The sequence below is a fragment of the Pseudomonas sp. KH_050 genome (assembly GCF_057838875.1).
In genome coordinates, this window is the sequence record NZ_CM174478.1 from 2887103 (window position 1) to 2908485 (window position 21383).

A 21383-nucleotide genomic window follows, 5' to 3' on the forward strand; every position below is an offset into this window, starting at 1 on the left:
CAAGTCCTATGGAGTGATGCAAAACTCAGTCGAATTCGACGCTTGCGTGTTGGCTGATACCGGTCTCATTGCCTGCCCACAGGTCGGCGAAACCGCGTTGGGTATGGTGTCCACCGACCTTGAAATGGGCGGGTGCTATCAGGGGGCGGATGCCGCGAAAGGAAAACTGCCGAACCCGTGCCAATGGGTTTGCCCGCACGAAAGCGGCCAGATTCAGGGTGGCGGTCAGCGGGCCCTGGACGACCAGACCGGGATAACCTTCGGTCCGGGTGACATAAGGCCAATCGAAATGGATGCGGTGGGCATTGAAGGTGACGGCTGAGTACCGGAACAGCAGCAGCGGGTCGGGGCTGATGTTTTCGCTCCACTGCGTTTCGGGAAGCGGCTCTCCCGCGCTGAGCCGGGGTGGGTTGGGTTCACGGTAAACAATGTCTTGCTCTTCGCTTATGCACAGCTGTTCGTCTTGCCACAGAGCATGAGTGAGCGTGACGAACAGCAGTGATCCGGTACGGCCGTTTTTTTCCTCGATATGCTTGATCGTAGTGTGACGGCGGGCGGCCGCACCGACACGCAGAGGATGGATGAATTCAACCCGGCTGCCTGCCCACATGCGGTTACGTCCATGCGCAGGCGGCATGAATTCGCCCAGGGTCGGATGCCCGTCAGGACCGAGGTTGCGTTGCTCTGCGCAGTCATCGAAAAAACACCAGTGCCATAGCCACGGTAACTCCTGGCCATCAGTGGGTGCTGGGGCATTGAACATCGCTGCGATGCGCCGCACCAAAGGGAGGCTGAACTGGTCATTGCGCACCTGTGTTCGGCCCACCCAGTTACCCGGTTCGAAATCTTGCATGCTGTGCTTCCCCTGTTGGCTGCGGTAGCAAACAGGATGAAGGGGAGAGCAGAGGTCGGGAATTTGCTTTTGCGTAAGTCAGTGTGAAGCTTTGCCTAAGGCAGGGCATGCGGGGCGCAACGCCGCCTTCCAATTTTCGAAATTGCTGTCGACGATGCTGCCGATCATGCTGCTGCCAGGCTTTTGTGGAGCAGGCCGCTATAAACAAATTTCTGGATACACGCCAACAAGCGCTTTCGCTGTTTGCCAGCAAGGGCTACACCAATGTCGGGATGCGCGAGCTGGCCTCGGCCCTGGGGATTAACTGCGGTTCGATCTACAACCACATCGAGAGCAAGGAAGCATTGCTCTATGAGTTGTTTGAAGAGCTGCTGGGGTTATTACAGACCAGGGCCACGCAAATACAGCGCAATGCCGAGGCCCCCCAGCGGCTTCGCAAGATCATTGAAATGCACTTGAGTCTGCAGGACCGCATGCCGTGCCATTTTCAGCTGCTGGAACGTGAGTGGCGTCATTTAAGTGAGCCTTGGCTCAGTCACGCCGATGCCCATCGTGCTCGCTATGAACAGATCATCGCTGCAGCTCTCGGCCCTTCAGCGTGCAGCCAAGCCTGCACGAAAAGCATCGTCACGCTACTCAATCAAGCCCCTGCCTGGCTGCCGGCGTTAAGGCTCACGGTGAGCGCCCGCCTGGATCTGGTCCACTCCATGGTCGAACTGATTCTTGCCCAAGCGTTTAGCGATTCGAGGGGGCAGCGTACAGGTGGAGTTACCGTCCGGGCTTCTTAGCAAAAGCAAAAGGCGGGCTTTCAATAACGTAAATGGGCACATCAACAAGACTGGTTCATGCTCGGCCCCCATAGAGATACCCCCCATAACAATAAGGATCGGCCCATGTTCTCTTGGTATAAAAGCGGCACCCCGCGTGAGAAGAAAACCTTTTGGGCCTGCTATGCCGGCTGGGCCCTGGACTCCTATGACATGCAGATGTTCAGCTTCCTGCTGCCCACGCTGATAGGGATCTGGGGGTTGACCAAAGGCGAGGCGGGCATTGTCGGGACGTCGGCCTTGCTGTCGGCGGCCCTGGGCGGATGGATCGCAGGCATCCTGAGCGACCGCTTCGGGCGGGTGCGCATCCTGATTTTTACTGTGTGCTGGTTTACGTTCTTTGGCGTCGTCGCAGGGTTTGCTCAAAACTTTGAGCAATTGCTGGTCGCACGTACTCTCCAGGGCTTGGGATTCGGCGGCGAATGGGCTATCGGTGTAGCGCTCATGGCCGAGGTCATCAACCCAAAAAATCGTGGCAGGGCGTTGGGTTTCGTGCAGTCCGGTTTTGCCTTGGGATGGGCCGGCGCCGTGTTGGTCGTCACCGGGATCCTGGCGTATTTCCCCGCTGAGTACGCCTGGCGTTTGGCTTTCTGGGTCGGTGTGCTTCCAGCGCTGGTGGTGATTTTCATTCGGCGCAACGTCAAGGATTCGGATGCGTTCAAGCAATCGCAAAAGCTGGACACTGATAAAGCATCCATCGGAACCGTTTTTTCCGCCAAGTACATCAAGGTCAGCATGCTCGCGAGTTTGTTAGTCATCGGGTTGCAGGCGGGCTGCTACGTGATTTTGGTCTGGACGCCTTCGATGATGGCCGAGCGCGGTGTTGTATCCGGGTCGCTTATCCTGACGATTCTGATCATGGCACTAGGCAGTCTTTGCGGGTTCGCCACTACCGCCTACATGTCAGACCGCCTGGGCCGACGCCCGACGCTGATGATCCTGTCGCTGGCCTCCTGGATTGTCACCGTTGCCTATATGTTCGTACCGCTCAACCCACTGGTAGCGCACGTCATGGGCTTTTTGGTCGGCGCGTTGGCGATTGGTATGTTTGCGGCGCTGGGCCCCTTCCTTAGCGAGTTATTCCCGACTCAGGTTCGCACCACTTGCATGGGATTCTCGTACAACGTCGGCAAATCGGTAGGCGCAATGGCTGTCACGGGGGTTGGTCTACTGGCTGCTAAATTCGGTCTGTCCCAGTCTGTTGGCGCGTTCTGCCTTGTCGCTTACGCCATCGCTGTATTTGCCCTGCTGCTGCTACCCGAAACCAAGGGGGTTCGGCTTGATGAACTTGAAACAGCTGAAAGCGAAACCAATCCATCGCCGCAACCGTTGCCCATGCAGCGTACTTGAAGGAAGTTTCAAATGATTAGAATCGTCTATTTGCTGGTTAAACCTCAAACCATGAGCGACGGGGTCTTTAAGCAAGAATGCGTGCGTCACTTCGAAATGAGCGATGGCATTCCTGGGTTGCACAAATATGAGGTCAGGCTTGTAGTGGACAATCCCGGCGACACCCATGTGCCCTACCTGGAAGTAGGGCCGGTACATGCAATTGGGGAATGCTGGTTTCGCGATGAGTCCGATTATGCGCTTTATATGGAGTCCAATAAGAGAAAGGTTTGGTTTGAGCATGGCAAAACGTTTATTGGCGGGCTCAAGCCATTCGTGACAGGCGATATAGTTTCGTCGTGATCTAATGGAGGCGGACGGATGCGTTCGCCCACCCATCTTTACTCGCTGGATCATTTCAAGGATAACCAACCGTGAGGCTCAGGCATTTGCTCAGTGGCCTGCGGGCGGAAGAGCACGAGTAGATCATTTGAGGCATTTTATCCGGCTGCAGTAAAAACAGGATTATTTAAAAATCTGATAGTCCCAATTCCTGCGCGCGATGAGGGGCTACCTGTCCGATAATTCAATAATGGAGTGAAGTACTCTGGTGCGCCTGGCCGGACAAAACAAACGTACGTTTTATAATATTGAAAATATTACGGACTGAGCCTGGAGACTGAAACGTATAATCAACGGAAATGACGATATTTGATCTTTTTGTGCCTGTTGAGACAAAAAAATTTATTAAGGGCTCCATATGGACCAGTTTGGCCTGCGGCTGAAAGAGGAGCGCAAAACACTAGGGCTTTCACAACATGACTTCGCTGCAATGGGTGGTATCGCTGCGAATGCTCAAGGGCGATATGAAACCGGGAAGCGCCTTCCAAAACTGGATTATCTGGTCAATATTCGGCAAAAAGGCGTAGATGTCCTCTACGTGCTTACCGGTCAACGAGCTGTTCTGACTGATGAAGTCCTGACCGATGCAGAGAAGCTCATCATCAAGCACTATCGCAGTCTGGACGTAGTCAATCAGAACGCGATTGCACAGATCACTCTAGCTCTTGCCGAGCGTGGATAATCCCGCCAGTGCGGTTCATCAGGAGAGGTTTATTGCTATAGTAGCTAAATGCCGGTGTTCGTGAGTGTCACTCATCATCAGGGAGCGAAAATGGGATCGAGATTCGTTGTTGTTCCGGCTATTCCTGCCGTAACCGGAATCGCTCGCAATGGAACTCGCCACTATTGCACTGCGGTTCCGGTCGGCTTCGATATCTATGACAATCAAGAGAAACAGCGATTGAAGTCGACCTACCCAACCCATACAGAAGCGCAAGCCGAGTGCGCAAGGCGTAACGCAGAGTAGCCTGGCATCCGGCGTGAGATCATCAGGTCCGGTTTAACCCGATCAGTCGCGCCGCGAAACATGGGCTTGATTCAGCAGTTTTCAAGCACCGCGGCATGGCTAAGCCATGCCTCGAAATGCCTGGCTGGCATCGGTGGGCTGATCAAATAGCCTTGGCCCGTATCGCATCCGGCGCTGCGCAGGAACTCCAGTTGCTCAGGTGTTTCGATGCCTTCCGCGGTCACAGTGAAACCAAGGGCGTGTCCCAAATCAATGATTGCCCGGGTTATCGCGATGTAGGCTTTGCCGTGGGGCAGATCCGAAATAAAGGTGCGATCGATTTTCAGATTGTCGATGGGTAGATCCTTCAAATAGGCCAACGAAGAATAGCCTGTGCCGAAATCATCGACCGCCACCGTCAAGCCCATCGATTGCAATTGGCCAAGAACATTTTGCGCCAGTTCTTGCCGATCCATGACCAGGCTTTCCGTCACTTCGATTTCCAGCGCCTGGGCTGGCAGGTTGTAGCGCTCTAGAGCCAGCCGTACCGTTTCGACGAAATCGCTTCGTTCGATTTGCAAGACCGCAACGTTGACCGCCACCCGCTGGCTGAATCGCCCGGATTCGCGCCAGTTGTGAAGCTGGCTACAGACTTTATCGAGCACCCATTCCCCGATCGGGATAATCAGGCCCGTGCGCTCCGCCAATGGAATGAAATCAGCTGGAGAAATCAGCCCCAGTTCAGGACTGCGCCATCTGATCAGCGCTTCCGCTCCGTCAATCCGGCCACTTGCAAGGTCAAGCTTGGGTTGATACCAGATCTCGAATTCCTCGTGCTTCAGCGCGTGGCGCAGGGCCCCCTCTAGCGTGACTCTGGCCTGGATCGAGGTGGTCATTTGCGCTTGGTAGAAACGGAAATCATTGCGCCCGGCTTCCTTGGCCGCGTACATCGCCGTGTCGGATTGCGTCAGCAGGGTTTGCGCCGTCAATGCGTTCTCAGGACACATCGCCACGCCTATGCTCGCCGTGATCAGTGCCGCAGTACCTTCCAGGTCGAAGGATTGATGCAATGATTGCAGTATTTTTTCCACGACCGGGATGGCTTCTGCCGCGCCGCTCAGGTCATCAAGTATGAAGGCAAACTCATCTCCTCCCAGTCGAGCGAGCATATCGCCTGGCCTGAGGCCATCAGCGAATCGCCGGGAAGCCTGCTGTAACAGCAAATCCCCCTGGGGGTGGCCCATGCTGTCGTTGACCAGCTTGAATCCGTCAAGATCCAGGGTGAGCACCGCGAGGCTGTTGCCTTGGGCGTTCGCGCGCTCGATGGCTTGCGTTAGCCGCTGGTGAAACAACACCCGGTTGGGCAGGCCTGTCACCGAATCAAAATGGGCCAGATGTTCAAGCTCGGACTCGGCCTTCTTGCGTTCGGAGATGTCCCGAACGACCACATAAGTGACCTTCTCTTGAGCCAACTGCAGCGAACACAAGGTCACTTCGGCGGGAAAAAGACTGTCGTCCGCGCGCTTGTGCAGCCATTCAACCCGTAGCGATCCCTCATTGTCGGCCAAGGCGAGCAAGGCCTTTGCCTTGTCCGCCGAGCTCTGCCCATCGGACTGAAACGCCGGAGAGAGATCGGCCAGGGTGATGCCTGGAAACAAGTCGTTATCGAAACCCAGCGTCTGTAGGGCGGCGGAATTGGCCAGGTTGATTCGCCCATCCTGCCCGACGATCCATATCGGATCGGGGGAACGCTCGAACAACGCCCGAAAGCGGTCCTCACTTTGCATCAGGGAAGACTTTATTATCTGGCGTTCCCTGATTTCTTCCAGTAATTCGGTATTACGCCGGCGAATCAGGCGGTGGCTCAGACTGATTTGCAAAGCAAAAATGCTCAGCAAGAGGATTCCGGCCAGGGCCATGAGGAAGAGCCCGGAATCCATCAGTGAAATGGTTGGCCATCCACCCACCGGCTCCCCTGCCAATTGCCAGCTACCGCCGGGGATAGCCACCGTGAGAAGGACCGGATGCTTTTGAAAAAGGCCAGGATCCCCCTGGATCATTCCACCGGCTTCGCCCAGGCCATCGTGCCCGCGCAAGGCAACAGCAAGACCGTTATCGGCGCTCATTCCGCCGGCCAGTAACAACTGGTCGACAGTGGCCACCACTGAAATGTTGCCCCAATACACCCTGTGCTCTTTTTCAATGGAGCGGAAAACCGGACGGCGATAAATCAGCGCCCGTCCGCCTTGACGCAGCTCGAGCGGGCCTGCAAGGAGTGCCGACCCGGACAGTCGGGCTTTTTCCAGCAGAGGGTACTGGTCGACCAGCGTTCGATAATTCAGGCCGAGGATACTTTCATTACCTTTGAGCGGGTACACCACCCTGAGGATGTCATCCGGGGCGATAGCGATGTGACGAATGTAGGGCACCGAGTCCATTGCGCTCTGGACCATGCTCTGGAAATGCGCGGGAGTGATGAAACCGTCGGCACTGAGCAACTGAGCGATACCCTCGGTCTCGCTAAAAGCAAAACGAATCCGCTCCTCCAGCTGCGTACCCAGACTGTGGAGTTTCGTTGCGACTTCGGCGCGATCACTGTTGCGCCGATGCTCGTTATCCAGCCTTCCCACGCCATAGGCAAGCGCCGTCCCGACAAGCAGAACACCTAGGGGTAGAAAGAACGGACTATACGAACGCACGAGCTGTTTGACGGCCGAGACAACAGGGTTGACACCACTACTCATAACACCTACTCGAAGAAATTCCGGTCAAACCTTAGGCAGTCAGTGCAAAAAACCAGAGGATCAGCATGAGGTACGCTGGAGGCTCCCATCGGTGGCAAACACCCTAACATGCCACTCCCTCGTCTCGCTCGATATCCTGATGACAGACGACAGCGCCGATTATCGACCATTCCTTTGAGCAAGCGCTGGCCGAGTAACGGCTCGCCATGGTTTGACTAGGAATTGAACGCCTCGATATTGCGACGCACGAACTCACTCACGTTGATCGGCTGGGCCCCTGTGAGCTTATGGAAGTCATCGGTCATTCGGGCATAACGTCCAGCCCGGTGCAGGTCGGCCATGGTTGCGAGATGATTGAGCACATGATCGGACAAACCGGTCTTGCTCATGCTTTCGCGCCAGGCATGGACGGTGGTATCGACGTAGTTAATGGTTCGTCCCAATACCTGAGTGAACACATCCGCATAAAACGCCATGTTTTGTGACTCAGGGCCGGTCAAATGGTAAATCGAGCCGATATGCGGCTGTGGATCGAGCAAAATGGCGCTGACCGCCCTGGCCACATCCTGCGCGGCAATCGGTGAGGTTTTTCCCTCTGCGAATGGCACTCGAATTTCGTTCTGCGCCTTGATGGTGCTTGCAGTGAATTTAAGGAAAAAGCCGTCCATGAACACCGTCGGCCTGACATGAACCACCGGTAACCCGGACCAGTCGAGTACCTGCTCCGCGAGCCAGTGCAACTTATGCTGCGGGCTGGCGGTGGTCTCGGTAATGCTCATTTGCGCGAGGGTCATCTGGGACATGTTGATGAATGCTTCGACGCCATGGTGCTTGGCCACCGCAGCCACATTGACAGTGGCTTCCAGATAGGCGGCAGACACCGACATACCGAAGTAAATGGATCCGCAACCCTCGATAATCCGGTGCATATCCTCAAGGTCCAACAGATTGCCAATGACCACCTCGGCACCCATGTCACGCAACGCCTGAGCACGCTGGTCTTCGCGGTGGACCATGGCCCGGACGTTTTTTCCGCTGGCTAGCAACAGTTCGGTCAGGGTTCTGCCGACGGCACCGATATTGCCTGCTGCACCTGTGACAAGAATGGGTTTTTGACTGGACATGATAGGTACCTTTAATTGAAACGTTTCAGAGGGTGCTGCGGCGAAAGATCAGCAATTTGGAGACTGAGCGTTGACGCAGTTCACCGTGCTGGTTGAGCGTGTCGGCCTGGAAAGTGACAAGGCCGCGATCAGGTCTGGATTTCGAAGGATTGATGGCCAGAACCGAGGTCTCGACCCGCAGTTCGTCTCCAGGACGCGTAGCGGTGGGCCAGCTCAACTCGCTGCCGGCGCCGATAAGACCCGCATCCAAAGGCAGGCATGAGACAAGCAGGCGCATGGTGATCGCGGCGGTGTGCCAGCCGCTTGCGGCAAGCCCGGCAAAAAAACTGTGCTCGGCCGCCTGGCTGTCCAGATGAAAAGGCTGGGGATCGAATTGCAGGGCAAAACTCTTTATTTGCTGCTCATCGATCAGGTAAGTGCCGCTGCGGAATGTGTCGCCGACTGACAAGTCGTCAAGGAACAGCTTGTGAGAGGTGGCTGCGTCATTCATGGGATCAACTCCGATGGGGAAGGCTTCTTTACGTCCGGAAAATAATATTATGACTGTAATATAATCTTGCGTCCAGGATGCTGCAAGCCTCTATTTTTGGCACCTCAAATGAATGGATCAGCTACAGTTTTCCCGAATGCTACATCCGTTTCGATCCACATATGCGCTGCTTACCAGGGGGGCATTCAGCTTCGAACAAATTGGTCTAGGGCTCAGTTTCCTGAGGCGGGTATTCCGCGCTTCGTTGCGGGTCCAATGATTAGGGAGCAGTGAATTCTGCTGCTCGTCGCTGAAACACGAAGGTTCGACGGAGGTCGACGCGGACCAGAACGAAGGTGCCGCCATGAAAACCACACATTCTGCGAGGACCGGCAACGCATGCTGGGATGAGAATATTGCCAGGAACAACCGTCTTTTCTTTGAGGCTGATCGACTGGATGCCGAGGCCTACAAGATTCTTGGTAATGAATACATCGATCCGAGTACATGGAGGAGGTTCTCTGAAGCCAAGAGGAACGCCGATCAAAAATACCAAGAGGCCCATCAGGACTGGTTACGGATCAGGAAAATGATCATCAGCTCCTGAAAAACCCGCTGATGGGTTCGTACGTCCAGGAAAGGAGGTGGGATATGAGTTGTCCGGTGTGCGGAAACCATGGTGCTCGGGAGGATCTTTCGTTCGGCGGTGGAATGCGCTTCTACTGCGAGCCCTGCGGTGGCTTCTTTCGAATTTCATCAACCCTGATCAATATCGCTGAAGGAAAGACCTTTGACTCGGAGCGTGCCCGCCAGCGCCTGAAAGAGCAGCGCGAAGCCCACGACCCCGACAGCCTGCAGGATCCGGAACCGACGTTAGGGCCGGATGATGCGGACCTGCTGATTGATCCGGACTGAACTGCCTGGGCAGGAGGTCCTTACGAGTAACGATTTCAAGCCAGAATCCAGACCCGTCACCACCCCCTGAGCCGCCCGAAGACTTGGGCAGCCCCAATGATGATGGGTGCGTCCTGGGTAGTGCAGGGCCCGGCCACTAAACAGGCTTTTTCAGCCCTTTCAGGATTAGCATTCCTTTGCAGCGTCCACACCTGAAGCCGTCAATTTAACCGGGTAGGTCACCGACGGTTCATGACCTTCGATGGACACGGTTCCACCCTGGATCAAACCCTTGTCCTGCAACAGCTTGAGTGCTCCGGCAACCACCTTTTCTCCGCGAAAATTATCCAGGACTTCCTTGCCAAGGCCGTGAGGGTGCGCGTGCAATAAGCGCGTGAGGATTTCTTTCTCAAGTTCTTTATTGCTCATGACGTGCCTCGCTTCAATGTGATTGATTTCTCGGTTGCGCTTCATTTCTATGTTTGACAAGGAACCGAGAGCGGCATTCCAAAAAAACCGGAAGAGTGTGTGGCCGGTATTCGAGATTTTTACCCGACAGAGTGCTTGGGCACCGTGCGGGTGTACTGCTCCCAACTGCTCCATTTCGCGCCGGGGATGAACGAGCGTGACCTATCGGTTTGATTGCCCGCGCTGTCAAACAGCGGAATCGTCGCCCAGCTGGAACCTCCGGGATCGTACACGGCACCTATCCAACTGGTATTTCTGACAGTTGTGTGTCAGTCGTTTGAAGGGTTGAATGTTTCGTTTATGGAGTCGCCCGCCGTGGAATCGGCTGGCTTGTCAGGGAAATACCTCATGCCCATGCACACCCCTTATGCCCCTCGACTCGCGCTGCCAAACAAGGCTGGACAGCTCGATCCGGGTTTTGCCGAGGGTGGGAAAGCTTCGGTGTATTTCGCCGGCAGCACTTCAAGCATGGCCAGCGGAATCGCGATTGATTCGCGTGGCGGATTGTTGGTCGCGGCCAGAGTCGGGACGGTCGATGGCGGGCAGTTCGGCTTGGCTCGCTTGCTTGGCGATGGTTCGGCGGATCTGGATTTCGGTACTCAAGGGAGTGTCATCGGCCAGTTCGAGCGAGGGTTTGAAGCCAGCGGCGGGGCCGTTCAGGTACTGCCGGATCGGAGGATTCTGCTATCGGGCCTGCATTATGAAGATGCCCATCGAACGCTGCCGGCGCTGGCGATGTTTGATCCGCACGGCCACCCGGACCTGACGTTCGGGGAGCGAGGGCTGCAGGTGGTGCGCTTGCCGGATTCGCTCTCCGTTGGCGTGCGTGATGGCTGGCTGCCCCCGGGCCTGCCGGGTGTGGAAGCGTGCGTGGCCCGGGTTCAGGCCGATGGGCGGATTCTGCTGTTGGCCAATCACCACTATGAGCTGGCGGACCACGCTGGCGTCTTGATCCGGCTGGCGCCCGATGGCGCGCTGGATAGGTCTTTCAATGGTTGCGGTTTCGTCGTGGCAAGACATTTGTGGATGAATACCTGGCTCGGCAGCCTGCTGGTCCAGGCGGACGGACGAATTGTGGTGGGCGGTTCAATCAACCTGCCGCAGGAAGGTTTGCTGGTGCGTTTTGAGTCGGACGGTTGTCTGGACGATGGCTTTGGTCAGGGCGGTTTCCTGTCCTTCAAGGCCCAGGGGCGTAGTGCTCAGGTGAGCCAGGTACTGGAGCAGATTGATGGGCGTTTGCAGTGTTTTGGCAGCAGCCGCGACCCGATGCGCTGTCTGTCCATGAGTTGGCGCAGCAGTGGAAAGCCGGACTTTGGCTTCAACGCCGGGAATGTGCTGCTGACGAACATTGGTCATAGCAGCTGCCAGTGGTCGGCCGCTGCTGCCCTGGGAGATGGTCGGATAGTCACCGCAGGAGCGACGATCGGTGGTGTGGAGGCTGATTTTATCGTGGCACGCTATCTACCCAGCGGCGAGCTGGATCGCAGTTTTGGCAGTGATGGCTTGACCCGCACACGCCTGGGCCGCAGCCTGGACACCGCGACGTCACTGGCGCTACAAGACGACGGGCGGATTGCCGTCGCCGGTTATTCACTGGACGGCAATTACCGGGCGGTCGTTGTGCGGTATCTGGGGTAGCGAGCTCTTGCGGACACTTGTGGCGAATCCAGGGTCGGGGAGGGCTGAGCGCCTTCAATTATAGTCATATTGACAGTATCGTGGGTCTATATGACTTGTTGTCATGTAGTCGTTATGACATATACTTATGTAAGTAACTGATTTTATTAAATAAAAAAACTGGCACGTTTCGTGGAAGACCTATGGAAAATACTAACCGCCATAGGAATCCATCATGACTCATTCAATCCCCCTCACTTTTTCCCTGTGCCTTCTTTTCTCCCCGCTATGCATGGCCGACCAGGTCGTCCGCGAAGTCCCCGACACCACCGGCGGCAAAGGCTATGGCACGCTCACCGGAATGATGGTCGGCGCAGTGGGCGGTCCCTTGGGTGCGCTGGTCGGCGCGGGGGCCGGTTTCTTCCTGGGCGGCGCAGCGCAACAAGCCTCTGGCCTGAGTGGGACCGCGTACGAAGTGAAGGATGCCCAAGGCAACCTCAGCACCGTGCGCTCGCCCAACGCGCGCTTCGCGGTGGGCCAGCACGTCACGCGTAAAGGTCTGCGTCTGGTGGCTCAGGAAGACTGAAGACGACGTCCGTTTCGCTCGCCGCTCAGCATTGCTCATCTCATGCACATTGCCTGGAAATCAAAGTGCACGCTGAGGTGAGGCGCTGGCGGGCACGGTTGACCCTGTCCTCTGTAAAGCCGCTATTGGCGATCCAGTCCTGACTATAGGCACCGCGGGCACCGTTGCTTGGCTGGAACAGGAAGTCGCGGTTGAAAATTACGCTGCTCCTGAATCCGGTACCGAGTCGCCCGCCCGCTTGCGTGCCGATTGAGCACGCAGTCCGCCCATGAGTTTTTTACGGTTTTTTTACGGCAGACAGTGTGCTCTGCAAGGATACTGAAGGCCACATTCAGGCACGGTTCGTAGCGCGTACATGCCCCCGCAACACTTCGCTTCCTCGGTTTTATCTTCGGCATTCTCCTGGATACCTCAGGTCTGTTCGCGTCAGCGCAAGACAGTCAGGATTTTTGCTTGTTGCCGACCCAAAGGCAGCCTGCGGTTCTTCAACACCCAAATTTTCGAGAAACAATAAGTGAGCCAATCAGCTTCCCACGCAATCGAAGAACCTCATGCAAAAACCTCGGCGGCAGGCTTGCTGGTGGCAGCGGTGGGCGTGGTGTACGGAGACATTGGTACCAGCCCGCTGTACACCCTTAAAGAGGTGTTCGCCGGGCACTACGGGGTGCAAGCCAACCACGATGGTGTGCTGGGCATTCTTTCGTTGATCTTCTGGTCGCTGATCTGGGTGGTCTCGTTCAAATACGTGCTGTTCATCCTTCGCGCCAACAACCAGGGCGAGGGCGGCATCATGGCCTTGACGGCGTTAGCCCGTCGCGCTGCCGCCCCCTATCCGCAGTTGAGTAAAGTGTTGGTCTTGCTCGGGCTGTTCGGTGCGGCGCTGTTCTACGGTGACAGCATGATCACCCCGGCCATCTCGGTCCTCTCCGCTGTTGAAGGGCTCCAGCTGGCATTTGACGGGATCGAGCACTGGGTTGTGCCCTTGTCCGTGATCGTACTGGTGGCGCTGTTCCTGATTCAGAAACACGGTACGGCGCGGATCGGCATCCTGTTCGGACCGGTGATGGTGTTGTGGTTTCTGGTGCTTGGTGCCCTCGGGATTTACGGCATCTTGCAGCGCCCGGAAGTGTTGCAAGCGCTCAACCCGTACTGGGGAGCACATTTTTTTATCGCTCATCCGGGTATCGGTGTGGCCATCCTGGGTGCGGTCGTGCTCGCGCTGACGGGCGCCGAAGCGCTGTATGCCGACATGGGCCACTTCGGTCGCAAGCCGATTGCTCGTGCCTGGTTCATCCTCGTACTACCGGGCCTGGTGTTGAATTACTTCGGCCAAGGCGCCTTGATCCTGGAGAACCCTGAGGCTGTACGCAATCCTTTCTATCTCCTGGCGCCGGGCTGGGCGTTGTTGCCGATGGTCGGGCTCTCCACCCTGGCAACCATCATCGCCTCGCAAGCAGTGATTTCCGGGGCCTTCTCCCTGACTCGTCAGGCCATCCAGTTGGGCTATGTCCCGCGCATGTTTATCCAGCATACCTCCAGCCAGGAGCAGGGGCAGATTTACATCGGCACGGTTAATTGGGCGCTGATGGTGGGGGTGGTGCTACTGGTCATCGGCTTCGAATCTTCCAGTGCGTTGGCCGCGGCGTACGGGGTTGCCGTGACAGGCACCATGTTGGTCACCACAATCCTGTCCTCGGCGGTCGTCCTGCTCCTCTGGAAAACCCCGCGCTGGTTGGCCATCCCGATGCTTCTCGGGTTTCTGCTGGTGGACAGCCTGTACTTCGCGGCCAATGCGCCGAAAATTTTTCAGGGCGGTGCCTTTCCAGTCATCGCGGGCATCGGGCTGTTCATTTTGATGACGACCTGGAAACGCGGCCGCAAGATCATTGTCGAGCGGCTCGACGAAGCGACTCTGCCGCTACCGTTGTTCATTAGCAGCATTCGTTCGCAGCCGCCCCATCGAGTGCAAGGTACCGCGGTATTTCTGACCGCGAGGGCAGACGCTGTCCCCCATGCACTCTTGCACAATCTGCTGCACAATCAGGTGTTGCACGAACAGGTGGTGTTGCTCACGGTGGTGTCCGAAGACAGTCCGCGCGTGGGGGCGGATCGTCGGTTCGAGGTCGAAGCTTATGGCGAGGGATTCTTCCGGGTAAGCCTGCACTTTGGCTTTATCGAGGAGCCGGATGTACCCGCAGCATTAAGTCTCTGTCACTTGAGTGATCTGGATTTCAGCCCGATGCGTACGACCTATTTCCTCAGCCGCGAGACGGTTATTGCGACCAGGCGTATCGGCATGGCACGTTGGCGAGAAAGCCTGTTCGCCTTTCTGCTGAAGAACGCCAACAGCAGCTTGAAGTACTTCAAGCTGCCGCTGAACCGGGTGATAGAACTGGGTACACAGGTGGAAATGTGAGGGAGGGCGGCTGTCGCTAGAAGCGGCCGTTCCATCCTGGGACTCTAGCGCGGCAGGTGCACCACCAGTCCAGTGAGCGCACAAGCTATTGCCGACACCTTGTCTGTTGCTCGGGGGATTTTTGGATCTAACGCACTGTGTAGCCGCTGTCGACAATCCAGTCCTGGCCATAGACGCCGCGGGCGCCGTTGCTTAGCTGGAACAGGATCACATCGGCAACCGCTCCGGCCTCGAGGAACTTGCCATCGAGCAGTCGCTGGTTTACCGCGTTGGCGACGCTGGCCAGCTCCTCATCCTTCAAGCCTAACGTGGACCAGATGGGCGTGGCGGTGGGGCCGGGGGAAACCATGTTGATGCGTATCCCGAGAGGCGCCAGTTCGACCGCCAGGGTACGGGCATGTGCTTGCAGTGCGGCTTTCGAGGCGATATAGGCCGCGAGTCCGGGGAAGGTTAGCCGGGCCAGGAAAGTGCCGGTGAATACCACCGAAGCCGGTTTCGCCATTTGGCTGCGCAGGTTGGCCAGGGTGTTCAAGGCGCCAGCGCCATTGACCGCCCATTGACGATCAAACGCCGATACGTTCAGGCCGTCCGCCAGTTGCGCGATGCCAGCATTGGGCACAAGGAAATCCACTGGGCCGATTGTCGAAGCCTTATTCGCCAATCGGATCAGGTCGGCCTCTTGGGTGACATCGCCGGGGATCCAGTGCAGCTGTTTGGTAAAGCGTTCGGCCAGATCCTTCAAGCCGCCGATCTGGCGTGACATCGCCAGCACTTGAGCGCCTTGAGCCAGCAGGCGCTCGGTGACGGCCAGGCCTATGCCGGAACTTGCGCCGGTGACTACGGCCAGGCGGCCCTCGAATTCATTACTCATAAATACTTCCCCTTGAATAGTCAGAGAGTGGAAATCAAAGGGGAGCCATCAAAAAACGGGCCAAGTGATTTTGTTATATAAATCAATTGGATATTATGTTGATAGTCGTTATGACTATTTGAAAATGAGGTTATAAAGACTGCACGCAGTCATTATGACTCCAGTTTTCGCAGTGCAACGGCAGCGAGCCTCCTCGCGATGTAGGACTATCAGGCGGTATCAATGTTGAATGTCAGAGGGTCATCGCGAGCAGGCTCCACAATAGAGATCAGTCAGTCAGGGACATCGCTTTATCGCCCCGGTGCATCATTGACTGGAGCGAATGGCTCCGCCATCGATCAACAGGTTCTGCCCGGTGATGTAGCTGGCGTGAGCGCTGCAGACAAACGCACAAAGAGCGCCGAACTCTTCGGGTGTGCCAAAGCGCTTGGCCGGGATTTCTTGACGGCATTCATCCAGGAACGCTTCGCTGTCCTGGCCAAGATCCTGGGCGGCTTCTACCAGGTTGTTGCGCAGCCGATCGGTGTCGAACGAGCCCGGTTGCAGGTTGTTGATGGTCACGTTGCGGCTGGCGATGTTCTCTTGCCGGGCGAGCCCCGCGATGAAACCGGTCAGCCCGCTGCGTGCTCCGTTAGACAGGCCAAGACTCTCGATGGGTGACTTGACCGCGCTCGAGGTGATGTTGACGATACGTCCGAAACCTCGTTCGGCCATGCCATCCACCGTGGCCTTGATCAGCTCGATGGGGGTGAGCATGTTGGCATCCAGGGCCTTGATCCAGGCATCCCGGTCCCAGTCGCGGAAGTCTCCCGGAGGCGGCCCGCCAGCGTTGTTGATGAGGATGTCGAAATGCCCATGGGCGGCCAGCGCAGCCGCCCGGCCTGCCGCGGACGAGATGTCGCCGGCGACGGCAATGACGGTTACGGCGGGGTTCAGCGCGCGTAACTGATTGGCGGTTTCATTCAGAGTCTCTTCGCCCCGAGCCGTGATCACAACGTTGACGCCTTCGCTGACCAGCGCCTGGGCGCACGCCTTGCCAAGCCCTTTGCTGGCCGCACAAACCAGTGCCCAGCGCCCCGCGATGCCGAGATTCATAGGTGGTCTCCTGAGTGATCTTATAAAGGGAAAGTAAAATACCGTGGTCACGCGGCGCAGCATAATCCTCAAACTGCCGGGATCACACCCAGTCAGTTTCCTACAGCACTCAAGACGGGTTGGCAGAGCAGTTGGAGCTGCAAGCCGAATTTCATAAGTGCGCATAATATTAGTATTAGGTTATGCGTAAATTGAATTTTACAAGGCGGGTTCTTATCGCTAGCTTAGAAGCGTTCGTTAGGAAGAAAGAAAATTATATAACCAATCATCTTTCTTTACGCTACCAAGGAGCCCCCCATGAGCGTTCAATTCATTGGCATGATTGGCCACCGGCTGTCATCGGAAACCCTGGACCCTGTAGGTCCTGTCTTCGACAAGTCGTATATCACCCGTTTTGCTCAGGTGCATGAGGAAGCCGGTTTCGACCGCATTCTGGTCGGCTATTGGTCGGACCAGCCGGACGGTTTCCTGGTCACCGCGTTGGCGGGACAGGCCACCTCGCGCATCCACTTCCTCCTGGCGCATCGCCCGGGGTTCGTCGCGCCCACCCTGGCGGCGCGCAAGCTGGCCACCCTCGAACACCTGCTCGATGGTCGTCTGGCGGTGCATGTCATCAGTGGCGGCAACGATGGCGAGCAACGCAAGGACGGCGACTACCTGGATCACGACCAGCGCTATGCCCGCACCGATGAATTCCTGCAGGTGGTACGGCAGGTCTGGACGGGCGAGAAGCCGTTCGACCATCAGGGCGAGTTCTATCAGGCGCAGGGCGCTTTTTCGGCGATCAAGCCGCTGCAAAAACCGCACATCCCGGTGTATTTCGGTGGCTCCTCGGCTGCGGCACTGGCAGTCGCGGGCAAGCATGCCGACGTGTTTGCGCTCTGGGGCGAGTCGCTGGAGCAGACCCGCGAAACCATTCAGGCGGTGCGCGCCGAGGCGACCAGGCAGGGACGTGAGATTCAGTTCAGCGTCTCGTTCCGGCCGATCATCGCCGAGACCGAGGCGGCCGCCTGGGCCAAGGCCGACAGCATTCTGCAGACCGCCCGCCAGCGCCTGGCGCGCTGCGGCCCGGTGCTGGCAAACAAGCCGCAGAGCGTGGGTGCCCAGCGCCTGCTCGACACCGTCGCCCGAGGCGAGCGTGTCGATGAGCGCCTGTGGACGGGAATCGCCGGACTGGTCGGCGGTGGTCACAACTCCACGGCATTGGTCGGCACGGCCGAGCAGGTGGCCGATGCGCTATTGGCCTATTACGACCTGGGCGTGACCTCCTTCCTGATCCGTGGTTTCGACCCGGTCAACGATGCACAGGACTACGGCCGCAAGCTGATTCCGCTGACCCGCGCCAAGGTCGCTGCACGTCAGGCCCGACTGAGTGCCTGAAGCTTTTCCCCCTGACTTTAATTCAAGCTGTCACGAGACCGCGCGCGCGGATCGGGCTCTTTACTGTTTGCCTGACAAGGCATCTGGAGACTTCCGTGCGAAACCTTCTGCAACTGGCTGCCGGTGTACTGGCCACCTCCCTGAGTCTCACCGCGTCGGCCCTGACCCTTAATGTCGGCGATCAAAGTTACAACACCCGTTCCGTGATGGAAGCGGCGGGGGTGCTCGACGACTTGCCGTACACCCTGGAATGGAAGCAGTTCACTGCCGGCTCGCCGGTGGCCGAAGCATTGAACGTCGGCAGCCTCGACCTGGGCCTGCTCGGCGATGCGCCGCCGCTGTTCCTTGGCGCCCTGGGCGCACCGATCAAGGTGATCGCGGTGACCCGGCAGAATCTCGACGGCGTGGCCATCCTGGTGAGCAAGGATTCCCCGATCAAGACTCTGGAAGACCTGCGCGGCAAACGTGCGGCGATCTGGAAAGGTTCCTGGAGCCAGCAGTTGCTGTTCAGTGCCCTGGACCAGGCCGGTGTGCCCCGTGACGCCCTGGACTTGCGCTACCTGAGTGCGCTGGATGCGTCCCATGCGCTGGATGGTGGTTCGGTGGACGTGATCGCCACGTGGGAGCCCTACGTGACCGTGCAGGAACGCCAGGGCGCCCGGGTCCTGGCCACGGCCAAGGACCTGATTCCGGCCCAGAGCTTCGTGGTGGCGAGCAACAAGGCCGTGGTGGAAAAGCGTGCGGCAATCGCCGATTTCCTCCAGCGTTTGAAACAGGCCCGTGACTGGACCCTGAGCGATCCGGCGCACACCGAGGCCTATGCCGATGCCTGGGCAATACGTACCCGTGCCGACCGCGACATCGCCCGGGCCTGGTTCGCTCGAGCGAAAACCGATGTAGTGCCGGTCAGCAAGCAGTCGATTGCCGATGCGCAGAAAACCATCGACTTCTTCAGTGGCCTGGGCCTGATCAAGTCCTACCCGGCACCGACCTTGTTCGACCAGTCTTTCGCAGGGGCGTTGCAACCGGCCGTGGCCAAGGCTGGCGTGCAACCATGAGGCCGCAGGCCAGGGAGGACTTCAGACACTGAATTTATCGATCTGCGTTTCGCGCCACATAATCCCGGCACCTGGCAGGTCCGGGATTACCGCGTGCCCGTCCTTGAAGGTCAGCGTCGGTTCGATGACCGCCCCGGCGATGTCCAGCCGTTCGAGCCAGTCTGCCGTGGGGGAGACCGCCAGCAGATGCGCACTGAACTCCTGAAACAAATGGCTGGAAAGCGGCAGACTGAACTGCTGGGCCAAAGCACTTGCTCGAAGCCATCCGGTGACACCGCCGATTTTCATCAGGTCCGGCATCGCCAGGTCGCACGCACCCGCATTCAGCGCCTTGAACATCTCTTCGGGACCGAACCAGTTCTCGCCGATTTGAATCGGTACATCCAACGCTGCGCAGATGCGTGCATGCCCGGCATAGTCGTGCTGCAAGGTCGGCTCTTCGATCCAGGCCAGGCCTTCCTCTTGCAGGGCCAGGCCCCGGCGGATGGCTTCGGGCACGGTCAGGCTCTGGTTGTAGTCGACCATGATGGAAAAATCTTCACCCACTGCGCGACGCATGCTTCGAATCACCCGCAAATCCTCGGCCAGACTGGCATAGCCGATCTTGGTCTTGACTGCGCGAAAGCCCGTTTCGGCGGCGCTGACCGCACGAGTCGTAGCCAGGGCTTCTCCGTCCAGGCTGTGGCTGTCATAGCTTTTCACTGCTCGCAGACTGCCGCCCAGACACTGTACCAACGGCAGCCCTTGGGTCTTGGCTAAAGCATCCCAGGCGGCCATGTCGATGCCCGAGGCAGCCATACGCACCAGACCTGTGAAACCCAACAGGCAAAAGCGCTTGCTGAGCATCTGTTCCAGGTCACCGGGTGCCAAGGGCTGATCGACGATCAGACCGGCCATGTTATCGACCATTTGCTTGAGCGGCTTGAGCGCTGCCAGCGTGTAGGCGAACAGGTAGGCATGCCCGGTTACGCCAGCGTCGGTCGTCAGGTCCAACAGCACCAACGGGGCGCTGGCGACAGTACCGACGGCGGTATGAATGGGATACGTCAGGGGAACATTCACAGCGCGAGACTGGAGTCCGGTGATCTTGATGGCAGGCATCTTCAGCTTCTCGCTTGGTCAAGTGGGTGAATCCGGGCAGGTACCAGGACGGTTTGTGCCGGTGCAGGCGACAGGTCGAGGTAAGCGGGCGACAACTGCTCCACGCAAGGGCAACCGATCTGGGCCAGGGTTCGGTCGATATCGGCCTTGAGCAGGCGCAACACGTCGTCCACACCGGCTTCGCCCCGCGCCGCCAGGCCATACAGGGTGGCGCGCCCCAGCAGTACGGCGTCGGCCCCCATGGCCAGCGCCTTGACGACGTCGGCTGCGCGACGGAAACCGCTGTCGATGAGTACCGGGCGGCTGACCATGCGCACGGTTTCAGCCAGCACTTCGAAGGGCGAGATGGCCGTGTCGAGTTGCCGTGCGCCGTGGTTGGACAGAATCACCCCGTCGACACCCTCAGCGATACATCGGGCGGCATCGTCGGCATCCAGCAGGCCCTTGACCAGCAAGGTGTGGGGCCATTTGTCGCGCAGCCAGCGCAACGCCTGCCAATCGAAACTGGCATCCATCTGCCGGCTCATCAGGGCGGCCTGGACCTCCAGGCTGGACGCATCACTGCTGACAAAGTTGGCCAGTTCGGGCATGCCATGGCGCAGCAGATCAAGTGACCAGCGCGGATGCAGGCACCCGTCGAGCATTACCCGCGGGCTATAGCTCATGGGCATCTTGAATCGGTTGCGCAGGTCGCGTTCGCGATAGCCGTTGACTCCAACGTCGATGGTCAGCACCAGGGTCGTGTAGCCAGCGGCCAGCGCTCGTTCGACCATCTGTTCGGCCAGGGTGCGGTGGACCACATAGAGCTGGAACCACAATTCACCATCGCAACGGCGGGCCAGGTCCTCGATGGACAGGTTGGAGGCGGTGGAAAGCACGAAAGGAATACCCGCCCGGCTGGCCGCGCGGGCCAGGGCCAGATCGCCCTCGGGCCACAACGCGCCATTGAGGCCGGTGGGGCCGATCAACAGCGGCAGTGCCTGGCGTTTGCCGAACAGACGGGTCGATAGGTCGCGCTGGCTGACGTCTACCAGCCGCCGCGGCTTGAATCGAACACGCTGGAATACCTCGCGGTTGTGCTGCAGGCCCTGTTCATCTTCGGCGCCGCCTTCAAGGTAATCGAAGACTGTTTTGGGCAAGCGTCGACGGGCCAATTGGCGGTAGTCGGCGACGTTCAGCGGAGCATTGTTCCACATGGATGCT

The 21383-nt window shown here is 58.0% G+C and carries 20 protein-coding genes and 2 pseudogenes; 11 read left to right on the forward strand and 11 right to left on the reverse strand.

The annotated features are described in order from the left end of the window. Positions 1-25: 25 nt before the first annotated feature. Positions 26-853 carry an HTD2 family dehydratase gene (locus tag AC3IUA_RS13265; RefSeq protein ID WP_489361523.1) on the reverse strand — a complete coding sequence of 276 codons (828 nt, stop codon included), beginning with the start codon at positions 851-853 and terminating at the stop codon, positions 26-28. 107 nt (positions 854-960) lie between these two features. On the opposite strand from AC3IUA_RS13265, the gene AC3IUA_RS13270 reads away from it, so the two are divergent. From AC3IUA_RS13270 to AC3IUA_RS13285, 4 genes are all read left to right on the forward strand, one after another. Then, positions 961-1641 carry a TetR/AcrR family transcriptional regulator gene (locus AC3IUA_RS13270; RefSeq protein ID WP_489361525.1) on the forward strand — a complete coding sequence of 227 codons (681 nt, stop codon included), beginning with the start codon at positions 961-963 and terminating at the stop codon, positions 1639-1641. Positions 1642-1746: 105 nt separating this feature from the next. Further along, positions 1747-3030 (forward strand): MFS transporter, encoded by a 1284-nt coding sequence (locus tag AC3IUA_RS13275; RefSeq protein WP_489361527.1) that lies wholly within the window; start codon positions 1747-1749, stop codon positions 3028-3030. Between the two features lie 12 nt (positions 3031-3042). After that, on the forward strand, positions 3043-3372 hold the full coding sequence (locus AC3IUA_RS13280) for an EthD domain-containing protein (RefSeq protein WP_489361528.1): 330 nt from the start codon (positions 3043-3045) through the stop codon (positions 3370-3372). 397 nt (positions 3373-3769) lie between these two features. Continuing rightward, a complete protein-coding gene (locus AC3IUA_RS13285; RefSeq protein ID WP_489361530.1) occupies positions 3770-4093 on the forward strand; it encodes a helix-turn-helix domain-containing protein in 324 nt (107 codons plus the stop codon). A gap of 356 nt (positions 4094-4449) precedes the next feature. Here AC3IUA_RS13285 and AC3IUA_RS13290 read toward each other — a convergent pair whose 3' ends face one another. The 4 genes and pseudogenes from AC3IUA_RS13290 to AC3IUA_RS13305 all read right to left on the reverse strand — a co-directional run bounded on the left by AC3IUA_RS13290 (position 4450) and on the right by AC3IUA_RS13305 (position 8715). Then, positions 4450-6483, reverse strand: a complete 2034-nt coding sequence (locus tag AC3IUA_RS13290; protein ID WP_489362337.1) for a putative bifunctional diguanylate cyclase/phosphodiesterase — start codon at positions 6481-6483, stop codon at positions 4450-4452. Between the two features lie 12 nt (positions 6484-6495). Continuing rightward, positions 6496-7101 (reverse strand): annotated as a pseudogene (locus tag AC3IUA_RS13295) (CHASE domain-containing protein); the annotation flags it as partial. A gap of 215 nt (positions 7102-7316) precedes the next feature. Then, a complete protein-coding gene (locus tag AC3IUA_RS13300) occupies positions 7317-8225 on the reverse strand; it encodes an NmrA family NAD(P)-binding protein (RefSeq protein WP_489361531.1) in 909 nt (302 codons plus the stop codon). A 25-nt stretch (positions 8226-8250) separates the two neighbouring features. Beyond that, a complete protein-coding gene (locus AC3IUA_RS13305; RefSeq protein WP_489361533.1) occupies positions 8251-8715 on the reverse strand; it encodes a MaoC family dehydratase in 465 nt (154 codons plus the stop codon). A gap of 343 nt (positions 8716-9058) precedes the next feature. On the opposite strand from AC3IUA_RS13305, the gene AC3IUA_RS13310 reads away from it, so the two are divergent. Together AC3IUA_RS13310 and AC3IUA_RS13315 are read left to right on the forward strand one after the other, a co-directional pair. Further along, on the forward strand, positions 9059-9301 hold the full coding sequence (locus AC3IUA_RS13310; RefSeq protein WP_489361535.1) for a hypothetical protein: 243 nt from the start codon (positions 9059-9061) through the stop codon (positions 9299-9301). 44 nt (positions 9302-9345) lie between these two features. Continuing rightward, positions 9346-9609 (forward strand): hypothetical protein, encoded by a 264-nt coding sequence (locus AC3IUA_RS13315; protein WP_489361537.1) that lies wholly within the window; start codon positions 9346-9348, stop codon positions 9607-9609. 165 nt (positions 9610-9774) lie between these two features. Here AC3IUA_RS13315 and AC3IUA_RS13320 read toward each other — a convergent pair whose 3' ends face one another. Together AC3IUA_RS13320 and AC3IUA_RS13325 are read right to left on the reverse strand one after the other, a co-directional pair. After that, complete coding sequence (locus AC3IUA_RS13320) at positions 9775-10017, reverse strand: hypothetical protein (protein ID WP_489361538.1); 243 nt, start codon at positions 10015-10017, stop codon at positions 9775-9777. 140 nt (positions 10018-10157) lie between these two features. After that, positions 10158-10298, reverse strand: a pseudogene (locus tag AC3IUA_RS13325) (hypothetical protein); the annotation flags it as partial. Positions 10299-10404: 106 nt separating this feature from the next. Here AC3IUA_RS13325 and AC3IUA_RS13330 point away from each other — a divergent pair. From AC3IUA_RS13330 to AC3IUA_RS13340, 3 genes are all read left to right on the forward strand, one after another. Beyond that, positions 10405-11694, forward strand: coding sequence for an NHL repeat-containing protein (locus AC3IUA_RS13330; protein WP_489361540.1), 1290 nt, complete (start codon positions 10405-10407; stop codon positions 11692-11694). A 214-nt stretch (positions 11695-11908) separates the two neighbouring features. Next, on the forward strand, positions 11909-12259 hold the full coding sequence (locus tag AC3IUA_RS13335) for a hypothetical protein (protein ID WP_489361542.1): 351 nt from the start codon (positions 11909-11911) through the stop codon (positions 12257-12259). Between the two features lie 514 nt (positions 12260-12773). Continuing rightward, on the forward strand, positions 12774-14675 hold the full coding sequence (locus AC3IUA_RS13340; protein WP_489361543.1) for a potassium transporter Kup: 1902 nt from the start codon (positions 12774-12776) through the stop codon (positions 14673-14675). A 127-nt stretch (positions 14676-14802) separates the two neighbouring features. On the opposite strand, the gene AC3IUA_RS13345 is transcribed toward AC3IUA_RS13340, so the two are convergent. After that, the gene (locus AC3IUA_RS13345) at positions 14803-15546 is read right to left on the reverse strand and encodes an SDR family NAD(P)-dependent oxidoreductase (RefSeq protein ID WP_489361545.1); all 744 of its coding nucleotides are present in this window, start codon (positions 15544-15546) and stop codon (positions 14803-14805) included. Between the two features lie 306 nt (positions 15547-15852). Continuing rightward, positions 15853-16641, reverse strand: a complete 789-nt coding sequence (locus AC3IUA_RS13350; protein ID WP_489361547.1) for an SDR family oxidoreductase — start codon at positions 16639-16641, stop codon at positions 15853-15855. 297 nt (positions 16642-16938) lie between these two features. Between AC3IUA_RS13350 and AC3IUA_RS13355 the strand changes: the two genes are divergently transcribed. Both AC3IUA_RS13355 and AC3IUA_RS13360 read left to right on the forward strand, forming a co-directional pair. After that, positions 16939-18021 (forward strand): LLM class flavin-dependent oxidoreductase, encoded by a 1083-nt coding sequence (locus AC3IUA_RS13355; protein ID WP_489361549.1) that lies wholly within the window; start codon positions 16939-16941, stop codon positions 18019-18021. A 95-nt stretch (positions 18022-18116) separates the two neighbouring features. Beyond that, positions 18117-19079, forward strand: a complete 963-nt coding sequence (locus tag AC3IUA_RS13360; protein WP_489361551.1) for an ABC transporter substrate-binding protein — start codon at positions 18117-18119, stop codon at positions 19077-19079. A gap of 21 nt (positions 19080-19100) precedes the next feature. On the opposite strand, the gene AC3IUA_RS13365 is transcribed toward AC3IUA_RS13360, so the two are convergent. Beyond that, the gene (locus tag AC3IUA_RS13365; RefSeq protein WP_489361553.1) at positions 19101-20180 is read right to left on the reverse strand and encodes an enolase C-terminal domain-like protein; all 1080 of its coding nucleotides are present in this window, start codon (positions 20178-20180) and stop codon (positions 19101-19103) included. Positions 20181-20182: 2 nt separating this feature from the next. Continuing rightward, entirely contained in the window at positions 20183-21376 is a 1194-nt protein-coding gene (locus tag AC3IUA_RS13370) for an alpha-hydroxy-acid oxidizing protein (RefSeq protein WP_489361554.1), read from the reverse strand. Positions 21377-21383: the final 7 nt, after the last annotated feature.